The sequence below is a fragment of the Porphyromonas loveana genome (assembly GCF_003096695.1).
GTDB classification, from domain to species: Bacteria; Bacteroidota; Bacteroidia; order Bacteroidales; family Porphyromonadaceae; genus Porphyromonas; species Porphyromonas loveana.
Window position 1 is genome coordinate 1 of the sequence record NZ_QEKY01000016.1, and the last position, 12,808, is coordinate 12,808.

General features: G+C 52.2%; 12 protein-coding genes. 8 read left to right on the forward strand and 4 right to left on the reverse strand.

Translation table 11 applies throughout. The annotated features are described in order from the left end of the window. The first annotated feature begins 764 nt into the window (after positions 1–764). The 7 genes from C7382_RS08425 to C7382_RS08455 all read left to right on the forward strand — a co-directional run bounded on the left by C7382_RS08425 (position 765) and on the right by C7382_RS08455 (position 7,422). Positions 765–1,493: a cell division ATP-binding protein FtsE gene (locus tag C7382_RS08425; RefSeq protein WP_116679847.1), complete on the forward strand. Its 729-nt coding sequence runs from the start codon at positions 765–767 to the stop codon at positions 1,491–1,493. A gap of 17 nt (positions 1,494–1,510) precedes the next feature. Further along, positions 1,511–2,851, forward strand: a complete 1,341-nt coding sequence (locus C7382_RS08430) for an aspartate kinase (RefSeq protein WP_116679848.1) — start codon at positions 1,511–1,513, stop codon at positions 2,849–2,851. A gap of 27 nt (positions 2,852–2,878) precedes the next feature. Beyond that, positions 2,879–4,024, forward strand: coding sequence for a diaminopimelate decarboxylase (lysA, locus tag C7382_RS08435; protein WP_116679849.1), 1,146 nt, complete (start codon positions 2,879–2,881; stop codon positions 4,022–4,024). Beyond that, on the forward strand, positions 4,014–4,898 hold the full coding sequence (gene menA / locus C7382_RS08440; protein ID WP_116679850.1) for a 1,4-dihydroxy-2-naphthoate octaprenyltransferase: 885 nt from the start codon (positions 4,014–4,016) through the stop codon (positions 4,896–4,898). Before lysA ends, menA begins: the two co-directional genes overlap by 11 nt. Before the next feature lie 94 nt (positions 4,899–4,992). Next, positions 4,993–5,379, forward strand: coding sequence for a BlaI/MecI/CopY family transcriptional regulator (locus tag C7382_RS08445; protein ID WP_116679851.1), 387 nt, complete (start codon positions 4,993–4,995; stop codon positions 5,377–5,379). Between the two features lie 22 nt (positions 5,380–5,401). Beyond that, the gene (locus C7382_RS08450) at positions 5,402–6,766 is read left to right on the forward strand and encodes a M56 family metallopeptidase (RefSeq protein WP_243405685.1); all 1,365 of its coding nucleotides are present in this window, start codon (positions 5,402–5,404) and stop codon (positions 6,764–6,766) included. A gap of 266 nt (positions 6,767–7,032) precedes the next feature. After that, on the forward strand, positions 7,033–7,422 hold the full coding sequence (locus C7382_RS08455) for a PEGA domain-containing protein (protein ID WP_116679852.1): 390 nt from the start codon (positions 7,033–7,035) through the stop codon (positions 7,420–7,422). A 62-nt stretch (positions 7,423–7,484) separates the two neighbouring features. Here the strand turns inward: C7382_RS08455 and C7382_RS08460 are convergent, their stop codons facing one another. The 4 genes from C7382_RS08460 to C7382_RS08475 all read right to left on the reverse strand — a co-directional run bounded on the left by C7382_RS08460 (position 7,485) and on the right by C7382_RS08475 (position 11,731). After that, positions 7,485–8,111, reverse strand: a complete 627-nt coding sequence (locus C7382_RS08460; RefSeq protein ID WP_116679853.1) for an HAD family hydrolase — start codon at positions 8,109–8,111, stop codon at positions 7,485–7,487. Between the two features lie 75 nt (positions 8,112–8,186). After that, positions 8,187–10,235 carry a S9 family peptidase gene (locus C7382_RS08465; protein ID WP_116679854.1) on the reverse strand — a complete coding sequence of 683 codons (2,049 nt, stop codon included), beginning with the start codon at positions 10,233–10,235 and terminating at the stop codon, positions 8,187–8,189. A 247-nt stretch (positions 10,236–10,482) separates the two neighbouring features. Next, positions 10,483–11,043: a leucine-rich repeat domain-containing protein gene (locus C7382_RS08470; RefSeq protein WP_116679855.1), complete on the reverse strand. Its 561-nt coding sequence runs from the start codon at positions 11,041–11,043 to the stop codon at positions 10,483–10,485. After that, positions 11,015–11,731: a leucine-rich repeat domain-containing protein gene (locus tag C7382_RS08475; RefSeq protein WP_133241544.1), complete on the reverse strand. Its 717-nt coding sequence runs from the start codon at positions 11,729–11,731 to the stop codon at positions 11,015–11,017. The genes C7382_RS08470 and C7382_RS08475 overlap by 29 nt, the downstream gene beginning before the upstream one ends. 557 nt (positions 11,732–12,288) lie before the next feature. Between C7382_RS08475 and C7382_RS08480 the strand changes: the two genes are divergently transcribed. Beyond that, positions 12,289–12,804 carry an HU family DNA-binding protein gene (locus C7382_RS08480; protein WP_116679857.1) on the forward strand — a complete coding sequence of 172 codons (516 nt, stop codon included), beginning with the start codon at positions 12,289–12,291 and terminating at the stop codon, positions 12,802–12,804. Positions 12,805–12,808: the final 4 nt, after the last annotated feature.

The window sequence follows — 12,808 nt, forward strand, 5'->3', positions numbered from 1 at the left end:
GCCGCCGTTTTTTTAGAAGAGAGAGAGGGAGTATTCGTCGAAAGATAGACGGATGCTCCCTCTTCGCTTTCGCGGAGGGGAGAGAGAGGGATGAATGACTGACAAGATAGACGTGGGCAATAAACTAGAACGGGCTGCATCAGGGAGAAGATTCTTTGCAAATGCAGCTCGTTCTCTGTTGAAGAGAACTATCCAGTATATATGCCAAGAGAGCGGTAGTATTCGGCGGAAGGGCGGATGCTACCGTTTGGCTTTAGAAGGATGTGGAGAGAGAAGATGAGTGCACAAGTCAGACGTCATGTGTTCAAGACAGGAAGAAAGATTCGAAAGAGCCATGTCAATAATGCAGAGACGCGTGGCAAAGCCTTCCTTGGCGAAAGCCAGTTGCAGTCCATTCATTGTTTCTCGTGATAAAGGAAAGGAATCGCAGCTTGGAGCAGTTTTTTTCTGCTGCGATAAACGATGAGACTGCGGCGTCGGATGCCGTTACAAAGTCGCGCCAAAAGAAAAAGAAAATTGCGCATAATTTTTGTAGAAATGGCACCAAAACGGATTGGAAATGGCGCGAGATATCATGCAATCTTGAGGCGTAATTTTGCAGAAATCTTACCTGATTTGAGAAGAGAATACCTCTGATCACGTGCCATCAAACCTTCTGAAGAGCATTTTCCACAAGGAAATGCTAAACGGAATTTGCCGTTGACTATGGGCTTTTTATTCGTAACTTTGTAGGAAAATTACGCCAATAAACGAACGATAATAGTATGACCGAAAAAGCTCTTGTTGTAGAAATGAGAGACGTAACGCTTTGCCAAGAGGAAAATGTCATTTTCCAAAATTTGAATTTGACTCTTTCTGCAGGTGATTTTGTCTATCTGATTGGCTCCGTAGGCTCAGGTAAAAGTACCTTGTTGAAGGCTTTGTATGCCGAAGTGCCTATAGCGGCAGGAGCAGCTCGTGTCATTGATTATGATCTGGCGAAACTGAAGAGGAAGCAATTGCCCTACCTGCGAAGGAATTTGGGTATCGTTTTTCAGGATTTTCAGCTTCTCAATGATCGGACTGTGGCTGAGAATTTGGATTTCGTTTTGAGAGCCACGGACTGGAAAAACCGTGCAGATCGCGAACAGCGTATCGAAGAAGTTCTCACGCGGGTTGGGATGTCTCGTAAGGCATATAAGCGACCGCACGAACTCTCGGGAGGAGAGCAGCAGCGAGTGGGCATCGCTCGCGCATTGCTTGGCAAGCCTGCTCTTATTCTTGCAGACGAGCCTACGGCCAATCTTGACTCGGAGACTGGGCTGCAGATCGCCTGTTTGCTTTATGAGATCAGTCAACAAGGAACAGCCGTCTTGCTGAGTACGCACAATAGTCGCCTGCTATCCGATCTTCCGGCACGAACGATTGCCGTTCGCAAGAATGGTGATGCATCCACATTGATAGAATTACACGCTGATGTTTCCGCATCAGGGCACCATATTGTAATTGATTAGCACGATAGAATCAGGAATTGAAAGTTCTCAAGTTTGGGGGTACGTCTGTCGGTGATGCCGAGCGTATCCAGAGTGTTGCCCAACTGATCACATCGGAGAAGGGCAGAAAGATAGTAGTCCTATCGGCTATGGCCGGAACGACGAACTCGCTTGTTGAAATCGCTTCGCATCTTGTCAAAAGAAATACCGCAGAAGCCAAAGACGTCGTACAGGCCTTGCGGATGAAGTACCGTCGGGAAATCGGTGCGCTCTACAAGCAAATCGAAAGTCTAAATGCGGCAACGACCGAAATCAATACGATACTTGACACCCTCGAACATATGTGTGACGTAGAGGGATTTACACTCTTCGAAGAGAAACGTGTGCTGATCCTCGGAGAGCTGATGAGTACGGCCATGATGCAGGCCTACTTGCGTGAGATCGGATTTGAGGCTGTGATGCTGCCGGCCTTGGAGTATATGCGAACGGATAAGCATGCAGAGCCTGATAAGGTATATATCCGCGAGCATCTCTTACCTATGCTGGACGCTCATCCCGATGCGAACCAACTCTTCTTGACCGAAGGCTACATCTGTCGCAATGCCTTTGGGGAAATTGATAATCTCCAGCGTGGCGGAAGCGACTATACAGCCTCCCTGATCGGGGCTGCTGTCGGAGCTGATGAGATTCAGATCTGGACCGATATTGACGGGATGCACAATAATGACCCGCGCGTCGTGGATGTGACTGCACCTGTGCGCCGCCTCCATTTTGAGGAGGCCGCAGAGTTAGCTCACTTCGGCGCTAAGATCTTGCACCCTACCTGCATCAAACCGGCCAAGGAGAAGAACATCCCCGTGCGTTTGCTTAATACGATGGACCCTGATGCCCCGGGTACGCTCATCTCTCTGGACACGGAGAAGGATTGCATCAAGGCCGTTGCCGCGAAGGATGGCATCACAGCTATCAAGGTGAAGAGTAGCAATAAACTCCTCTCCTGGCACTTCATGCGCAAGCTGTTTGAGATATTCGAGTTTCATCAAGAGCCTGTCGATATGGTTGCTACGAGTGAAGTGGGCGTTTCACTCACCATCGACAATGATAAGAATCTGCCCGATATTGTTCGAGCACTATCCGATATTGGCGACGTTACGGTTGATCGTGACATGGTGATCATCTGTATTGTCGGTGACATGGAGTGGGACAATGTAGGCTTTGAGGCTCGAATTATCAATGCGCTCAAGGGTGTTCCCATTCGGATGATTTCCTACGGCGGCAGCAACTACAATGTCTCTGTACTAGTCCGTGCCGAGGACAAGAAAAAGGCTCTGACTGTCCTAAGCGACAAGCTGTTCAATTCGAATGTGGGGACGGCATAAGCGCCGTCTCGCTTCGCCTCATTTCCGATGAAAACTCCTTTCTATTACTACGATATGGCACTCTTGGACAGCACGCTTGCTGTCCTCACTGAGCATGCCAAGCAGAACGACGTCGCAGTACATTATGCCCTCAAGGCCAACAACCATCCGCGCATCTTGCAGAAGATAGCGGCTCGTGGAATGGGGGCGGATTGTGTGAGCGGCGGAGAGATTGCAGCCGCTCTTGCTGCGGGGGTTGCTCCTGCATCTATCTTTTTTGCCGGAGTGGGCAAGCGCGATGAGGAGATATTGCTCGCCCTGCAGTCCGGGATAGGTGCTTTCGTCGTGGAGAGTGCTGCCGAACTATTCAATATCGAGCAATTGGCTCGGGCGAACGGCTGCATTGCTCCTGTTCTGCTCCGCCTCAATCCGGAGGTCGATGCTCACACCCACAGCCACATCACCACGGGACTTGCCGAGAACAAATTCGGTCTTGCTCCCGATGATGCTCTTGCATTGATGCCTCACCTGATACAGTCCGATGCTCTCTCATGGCGCGGATTGCACTTCCATATCGGGTCGCAGATACGCGAAGCCGCAGTCTTCGAAGCTCTCTGCCATAAGGTCAATCACCTCCTTTCGCTTTTCCGTACTATCGGTTATTCTCCCGAAATTGTGGACTTGGGAGGAGGCCTTGGTATCAATTATGCAGAGCCTCAGAGCGAATCGATTCCGAACTTTGCTGCCTATATCCAGCGTTTTCGGATGCTGATCGAAGCCAATGGAGCCCGTTTGCACATTGAGCCCGGGCGATCGGTCGTCGCACAGTGTGGCAGTCTCATCACGCAAGTCTTGTATATCAAGGAGGGAAAGACCAAAACCTTTGCTATCGTCGATGCAAGCATGACCGATCTGGTGCGCCCTGCTTTGTACGAAGCCCATCATCAGATTCAGCTCGTCCGACCCGATAATTGGACAATCCCGGCCTCTCCTGTTCCAATCGCCATGCGTCCATACGACATCGTCGGCCCCGTGTGCGAATCCAGTGACGTCTTCGAACGCGATCTGCTTATGCCGGAGTTGAAGCGTGGCGACTATCTTGCTATCCGTTCGGCAGGTGCCTACGGAGCCGTTATGGCGTCATCCTATAATATGCGCCCCTTGGCTGAGAGTCTTTTCTCCGATGAACGCTAAGTCCTCTCCGTCGGCTTCTCGGGCATGGCTTGCGCTCCTGCGTCCGCACACGTTGCCTGCATCGATCAGTCCCGTAGCTGTAGCCCTAGCCTATGCCCTCACAGATGGCACCTTTCGCCCCTTGCAAGCGATACTCGCCTTGGTCGTAGCCGTCACGGCGCAGACCGTCAGCAATGTGGCCAATGACTGGTTCGACTACAAAAAAGGAGCGGATACGGACGCTCGCGTAGGCTTCGAGCGTGGCATTTCCAAGGGATGGTTGAGTGAGAGACAGGTGCTCGGTGCACTGTTCTTCTTTATTATTCTCCTTGCTCTCAGTGGATTTGCGCTCTGTGCGGTGAGTAGTTGGTGGATGCTTGGGGTGGGCATTGTTGTTGCCATAGGCGCTTTGGCCTATAGTGCGGGCCCATACCCGCTAGCTTATCACGGCTTGGGTGAGGTGGCTGTCTTTGTTTTTTACGGCTTGGTACCCGTCCTCTTCACCTATTATGTTCAAGCGGGACACTTTCCCATGGAGCTTTGGCACTTGGGTGCCTCCATGGGCTTTGCAGGGGTAAACATCCTGGTCGTCAATAACTACCGCGACTATGCCGAGGATCGGCGCAGTGGCAAACGTACTATACTCGTGATCAAAGGACGAGACCTCGGCCCTCGTCTCTATTTGGCCTGTGGGCTGCTCTCCATCATGGTGCTCTATCCTTTCTATTCTGCTCCGGGCTTCCTGTTCTTGCTCTTGTACCTGGCATTCTTTATGGCTAATTATCGTCGTCTCAGTACTCAAGATGGCGCCGCCCTTAACCCTCTTCTTGCTCGTACTGCGCGAGCTCTTTTCCTATTGGCTGCCGTCACGATAGCCATGCTTTACCTCTCTTGAAATAGATCTACGTAAAAATCGTAGAAAGCGCTTGCGTATTTACGAAAAGTTCGTATGTTTGCAGTGTGTCAATACATTAGCAAAGAAAACGAACATGCAGAACGATATCGAAAGACTGACTGCCATCGAAGAAGATACGATGAACGTCATCTGGCAATTGGGCACTTGTAGCATCCGCCAAGTACTGGCAGAAGTGCCCGAACCCAAGCCCCCGTACACGACGCTGGCTTCGGTATTCAAGAATCTGGAGCGCAAGCACTACATCAAGCCCTATCGCGACGGCAAGACTTACGTTTACCGCATCGGTATCACCAAAGAGGAGTATGCCGCTCGCACTGTACACCGCATGGTGGACAATTACTTCACCGGCAGCTACAAACATCTGGTGCAGTTCTTTGCCGCCGGTAGCGATATTTCGACGAAGGACCTTCAGGAGATCATCCGCATGATCGAGCAAGGCGAAACACCTTCCCAAGACTAATCCATACTAAAACCTCGCAGCTATGTCATACGCCCTTGTCCCCTATCTGCTGCTCGTATCCGTAGGAGTGGCATTGTTCTGGTCGTTTGAGCGACTCATACTGCACGCCAATACGATCAGCTCGCTCCGTCGTGCCTATTATCTGACGGCACTTGTATCCGTTTGGATGCTGCCGATCATAGGGCTTTTGCTGCCGTCGATTGAGGTGCTGTCCGCCCCGTCCGCGCAGATGGAAGAGGTCGTATTGCGCACGATCGGCGTCACAGTTGTCGGAGAGGGTGGAGCAGACCTTCGGCAGGATACTGTGCCTTGGGTAGAAATCGTAGCTCGCTATTCCCTCTTGGTATGGTTGGCGGGCGTGCTGCTCCTGTCGGTACGTCTGGGGGTGCGCTTATGTGCCTTGAGAAAGCTCCTCGGGAGTATGCGACGAGTGGAGGTCGATGCCGGAGTCGTCTATGTGTCGTCCCGCATCCATGCCCCGTTCAGCTTTTGGGGACGTATCTATGTTCCCGCGCTTTTGACGGAGCATCCGTCCTTTCGCAACGTGTTCATTCATGAGAGAGAGCACGTCAGACAGAAGCACCATTGGGATGTCCTTCTGGCAGAATTGTCCTCTATTCTGCTTTGGTTCAATCCCTTTGTGTGGCTGATACGTGCCGATCTGAGGCGCAATCTGGAGTATCTGGCTGACCGTGCCGTACTGCGCAGCGGCAGCAACAGCCGCGACTATCAATACGAATTGTTAGGGATGACGATGAGTGCCACGGCCGGGCCTCTGAGCTGTTCCTACAATATAAATGACTTAAAAGAAAGAATCAAAATGATGAACAAATCGAAATCGAAACGTGCGGCCGGAGCAAGCTATCTTGTCGCACTACCATTGGCTGCTCTTATGCTGATGGGAGGTAACATGGTGTGGGCTAATGACGATGTCGCCGTCGTGACGAGTGAGAAGTCCGAGACGAGCGTAGCGCCCGCGGAGATGCTCCGAGACGAACCTGCAGAAGCGTTGGTATCTCAGCCTCAGCAGCCTTCGAAGCCTGTGCGCGAAGTAAAGGAATTTACCGAGGGCATACTTCCTTCTTTCCCTGGAGGGAACGAGGCGCTGATGAAGTTCCTATGTGAAAATCTCGTCTATCCGAAGGAAGCTCAGGACAAGGGCATATCGGGCAGAGTCATCGTAACATTCGTTGTAGAGGAGGATGGAAGCCTGAGTGATGTGCAGGTAGCCAAGAGCGCATCGCCCATATTGGCCGCAGAGGCAGTGCGCGTCGTTAGGTCGATGCCCAAGTGGATACCTGCTGAAGATAAGGGTAAGAAGATAGCGGTGCGGGCAAGTCTACCGGTTTCTTTCAAGCTACAATCCAAGACTGCTAAGAAGAAGTAAGGTAACTTCCTGCCGAATCGACACGAAGAGGCTGCGCCCGCATCACATCACAATGCCCGCGCAGCCTCTTTATTTTTAGGGGGATGGAGTTGTGTCGATGTAGGTAGGGGAGAGTATTTTATGCTATTTTTGTCGCCTGTAAATCGTAGGAGAGGCAGGATATTATGCCGGTATGATACGATTCTCTGTGTGGAGGGCGCGTGTCTCCTTCGGCCTACACAACTGATTTAATTATGGAGACTAACTGATAAAAACCAATATTTCCAATGAAAAAAGCGCTATTATTTCTGGCCGGTGCCGTGCTTTGCGTAGCTGCTGCTACGGGTTGTGCCACGCTCTTCGGCAAGCAATCACACCAAGTGGAGATGGCTTCGACACCTTCCGGAGCCGAAGTCTTCGTGGATGGAGAGAGAATGGGGACTACTCCTCTGCAACTTTCGCTCAAGGCCAACAAGTCTTACAACGTGGAGTTCCGCGTGCCCGGTAAGAAACCTATCATGCGAATCATCAATAATCGTGTGGCAGTCAAGTGGGTCGTTCTCGATGTACTTGGTGGCGTTCTGCCGGTAGCGATAGATGCTATCACGGGCAATTGGTATGAATTTGATCAGAATAAGATCAATGTGGAGTTCTCGATGGAAGAGCCCGCTCAGTAAGTAAGAGAGTGAAGTATCATAAGGAAGGCTGTGTCGCTATCTCTGCGGCACAGCCTTTTTTCTTATTGATGCTCGGAGAGTATGCGCTCGAGCGTCGGTATCCAATCCTCGCCATTGACAGGGCAGTAGGTGTGGAAGCCCAGTGCCTCGGCCGTCGCCACATTGGCCGGTCCGTCGTCGACGAAGAGCGTTTCCTCGGGTACCATCCCGCTGTCCGCGATCATAGATAGGAAGATAGCCTTGTCGGGCTTACAGAGACCCATGCGGCAACTTGCGTATATGCGATCGAAGTAAGTATCGAGCGTACGGCCCGAGGGCAGGAACGTGTCGCCGGCAGCATAGTCGAGTACGTAGGGGTTGGTATTGGAGAGGAGGTAGAGACGATAGTGCTGTCGCAGAGAGTCGATATAGTCGAACTTGGGCACAGATACTTCGAGCAGGAAGCCATGCAACGCATGGTACACCTCCCGGTACGTGAGGTCACGGCCGATATGACGGGATAGTTCGGCCCGAAAGGTGGGTTCGTCCTTGCGACCCAATTCCAAGTCGAGGAAGAGACCGCGCTGTAGATAGGGGTCGAGCATGGCTTCGATGTCGGCGACACCTATGGATAGGAAACGGCGAATGCACTCTGATCGGTCCAGATGGATCAGGACACCACCAAGGTCGAATACGATATTTTTGATCATGATAAAAGGGTTGTTACATGGAAGAGCCCGTGTCATACGAGCGGTATGGCACGGGCTCTTGCGTGGGTTGCTACGTCAGGGTTTGAGCCAACGATCGAGCCAGCCGAAGAAGGTACGATGGAAGAGTAGCGCGTTCTGGGGCTGTAGGATCCAGTGGTTCTCATCGGGGTATATGAGCATTTCGCTGGGAACTCCGCGGAGCTGGGCCGCGTTGAAGGCCGCCATGGCTTGTGATGCCAGGATGCGGAAGTCGAGTTCGCCATGGATCATCAAGATGGGGGTGTCCCAGTTCTGTACGAACTTGTGCGGCGAAGTGGCATAGGTGCGCTGCGCCACTGTATTGTCTTTGTCCCAGAAAGCACCGCCCATATCCCAGTTGGCAAACCACATCTCTTCGGTGGTGGCATACTGCATCTCCATGTTGAAGATACCGGCGTGGGCGATGAAGGCTGCGAAGCGTCCCTCGTGATGACCCGCAAGCCAGTACACGGAGAACCCGCCGTAGCTCGCACCTACTGCTCCTATGTGGTCGGCATCGACGTAGGGTTCCTTGCGCATCTCATCGACGGCAGTGAAGTAGTCGCGCATATTCTGCCCGCCGTAATCACCGCTTATCTGCTCGTTCCACTTCTGTCCGAAGCCCGGCACACCATGCCTGTTAGGTGCGATGACGATGTAGCCTTGCTCGGCCATGAGCCGCATATTCCAGCGGAACGACCAGAACTGGCTGACGGTATTCTGCGGTCCTCCCTGGCAGTAAAGTATGGCAGGATACTTCTTATTCTTATCGAAGTTGGGGGGGAATACAACCCAGGTGAGCATGCGCCCCCCGTCTGTCGTCTCCATCCAACGCTTCTCACAGGTGATGGGAGAGAGGCGGTCGAGTATGGCCTTGTTTTCGGCCGTTATGGCGCGGGCTTCACCATTTTTGAGGCTGACGTTGTAGAGATCGTCGGGCACTTCGTAGGAATGTCGCTTGGCGAGCATCGTATTGTTGCGCACGGAGAAGTCGGCGTAGTCGTGCTGACCGGCCGTGATCCGGCGGATCTTGCCACTGCGTAGGGCGATCTCCCACAGGTGGGTCTCGGCCTCTTTGCAGGCGAGGAAGTAGATGCCCTTACTGTCGGGTGTCCACTGTAGCATATCGACGTTGTAGTCGAAGGTCGGGTTCACGTGCTTGCGTTCGCCCGTCGTCAGGTCGGCAACGAAGAGACGTTTCAGGTCGCTCTCATAGCCGTCGCGCTCCATACTTATCCAGGCTATCTGCTTACCGTCGGGGCTGAACTTGGGATACGTATCGTAACCCATCATCCCTTCGCTTATATTGCGCGTCTTGCCCGTCGGGATGTTGTAGATGTAAATATCCGAATTGGTCGAGAGCGAATACGCCTTGCCCGTCTTCTTGCGACAGGCGTATGCGATGCTTTGGCCGTCGGGGCTCCAGGAGAAGTCCTCGATGCCTGCCCAGGGTTTCATGGGAGCTTCGTAGGGTTCGCCCTCGAGGATGTCGCGGCCAGAAGTGATCATCCCGTCGGCAACGACCGCAAGGAAGGGGTGGGGGATCGTCTCCACCCACTCGTCCCAATGCTTGTACATCAGGTCGGTGACGATACGTCCCGTGGCTTTGTCCAGGTCGGGATAGAGGTCAGCTGTGCGCTTCCCGTACTTAATATTCTTGGTGAAGAGCACTTGCTTCTCGTCGGGAGAGAAGAGGAAACCCGTGATGCCTCCTTCGATGTCGCTAAGTTGGCGGCGATCGGTCCCGTCGGCCCGCATCGTCCATAGCTGCATGCTGCCGCTTTCTGTGGTCATGAAGGCGATGCGCTTGCCGTCGTTCATCCATACGGGAGCGTATTCTCCTGCCGATGTTTCGGTGATTTGCTTGCGTCCCGTACCGTCGAGTGCCACGGTAAATAGCTCGCGCGAGGCCTTATTGGCCTTGACGTCGGGGAAGCTCACAGCGTAGACTGCCGTCTTACCGTCGGGAGAGAGCGACATCTCGCCCACACGCGACATGGTCATGAATAACTCGGGTGTCAGACGCTCTTGGGCAGCCATGCCGGAGCCTAACGCGGCGGCACCCATGATGCTTGCTGTCATCAGTGAGAGTAATTTGGTGTTCATATTGCTATTTGATTACTGTAATGCTCGGGATAATTCGGTGACGAAAATACGAAAGAAACTCGTTCCGCCCCCTCTCCCGACCCGTGGGAATGCAAAAAGGGAAAGCTCCCACGGGCTTTCCCTTAGTGATGGGGCGGTGCAGAGACCTTGGCGCACGGCCACCTCGGGCGCGAAATTGTCCGCTCAGGCTCCGTATTGTACCTTGTGGAGGCCGTTACTTATAATCATTATAACTTCTGCCCGAACTTCAGTAACAATTAGGGAGTCCTTCAAATTCGATCTTGTTCTCGGCCGCACCATTATAGTCGTATGTGATCCATCCCTTCTGAAAAGCTCTGAGCACATTAGCTGTCGTACATTCATTGGCTTCCTGACTGTCGCTGTGGTTCACTGCGATGAAGTCGCCCGAATGAGTGGTAATATCATAGGAGACGGTCGGGAGGGAATTGACAAATCGTTCCATTTCACTCTCGGAGAGCTTATTATTGAAGCACCAGATGGACTTGAGGTGTATGTTGGTTTGTACTGATAAGGAGGTCAATTGGTTGTGTGAGCAGTTGAGTTTTTCCAGCTTGACACTCCAGTTGGTCGTTAGCGTTTTGAACCTATTGTACGAGCAGTCGAGCTCGGTGAGCAGCAGATTGCCCATGAGATTTATCTGCTCAAATCGGTTTTTCGCGATATTGAGGCTCAGTAGTTTCTTGTTCTTGGTCAGGTCTATCGTACTAAGATTGTTGCCTGCACAGCCGAGCCTTTCGAGGGCAAGATTGGCCGTTACATCAAGTTCGTACAGTCCGCTCCCCCTCACATTCCAGTGTCATTAGCTCAGCATTGTTCCTTACGTCGAGGACCTTAATATCGTTAAAGGCACAGTCTAAGTATTCGAGATCCGCATTCTTCTGCACGTTCAGACGTGTAAGATGATTGAGCGAACAGTCGAGATACGTTAGTTTGGGCAGCAAGGAAAGATCCAGAAATTCCACGTCGTTGCAATGCATCTTTACGGAGGTAAGCATCTTATTGTTGCCGAAGATAAGCGTCACGAGTTTGTTGTGTTCACAGTCAAGAGTCTGTAGATCTGTCTGTTGGCTAAGGTCGAGGCTCGTGAGTTTAGTGCTCGAGCATACAAGGTCGGTAAGATTGGTATTATGTTGGAGATCGAGCTTGGTCAGTCGGTTGTTCGAGCAGTCCAGCATGGTGACGTCTCCATAGATGGTAAAGTCCTTTGAGGCTACCGTGTAGGAAGTATAGTCATCACCCGTTATCCCCTTTTCGCCGCTATCGTAGCTGCCATTGTTGTTTAGGTCGATCCAGATGCTGTTAGACCGACCTGCTAATTTCAACTTTAGTTTATTACCGATACCGATTTCAGTACTACATACGATGCGTGTCCCGTCGGTCGGTGCAGGAGCAACCTGTGTTTGGTCTCTGGAAGTACAGTTGTAGATAACCATAGCTACTAAGACCCATCCTACGATACTCTGAATGATTCTCACAAGTCTTTTAAGATTATTCGTTAATATTTCCGGTTCTCAGGCTGCTTCTTCCCCTTGTGCTGCCTTCTTCTCTCATGTTGACTCGCAGTAGTCGATATGATTTTTCCGGCCAAAAGTAATAAAAAAACAATGCAAGCTCGCGGACCTTGTCTCTATCATGCAGGTGGTTATCCCATGATACAATCTTGTCGATAGGTTACGAATGCCGTTGCGAGGTATGGGATAATCGAACTATTTGATACCTTTGCGGCGGCTAATGCGGCGGGCTATGGAGCCGATGTGTCGGGGCTACCGATGCGAGGCGCGAGCCGCTACGAGCCGACGTTCTTGGGGTGATGACACGAGGAGGGTGGAGAGGCTTCGTGATGGTGCGGAAGAAACGACAGTATATTCCGTCCGAAACGACAGTATATTTCGCTTGGAACGACAGTATGTTTCGCCCGAAACGACAGTATGTTTTTCGGCGAGTAACAGTATCCTTGTGTGAGGAGCCTTCCGAGGGCTGTCCGAGAACGACAGAATGAGATCCAATACAATTATAATATAATGACAATAGTATGCCACTGAAGTACGTACTCAAGAAAAGTGTGGCCACCATCGGCCCCAACAAAGGTAAAGACGTCTATTCTGCCCAGCCTGCGGCGCAAGACATCATCACATTCCACAGCCTCTGCAAGCGCATTGCCGAGGAATCGTCCCTGACATCGGCCGATGTGAAGGGGATTCTCGACCGTCTGGTCAATATCCTCAGCGACGAACTCCCCAACGGTAAGACGGTACGCATCGGTGAGTTGGGCAGCTTCCGCCTGTCGTTCGGCTCCCCCCAAGTGCTCAATCCGAAGGAATTTACCGTCGATCAGATCGCTCGCCACAGACTCGTCTACGTGCCCTCTGCCGAGATCAAGGGCATCATCGCACGAGGCAAGATACGCCCGGGCTCGTCCAAGCTGGCCTTCACATACGAGCGTGTGGAGCCGCAGCCCAAGAAGAAACCCGGCGGGCAGTCTGCCACTCCCGCCACACCGTCCGATCCCGGCAGCGGTGCCGAGGGTAGCATAGGGGGCGGACTGTAACGAT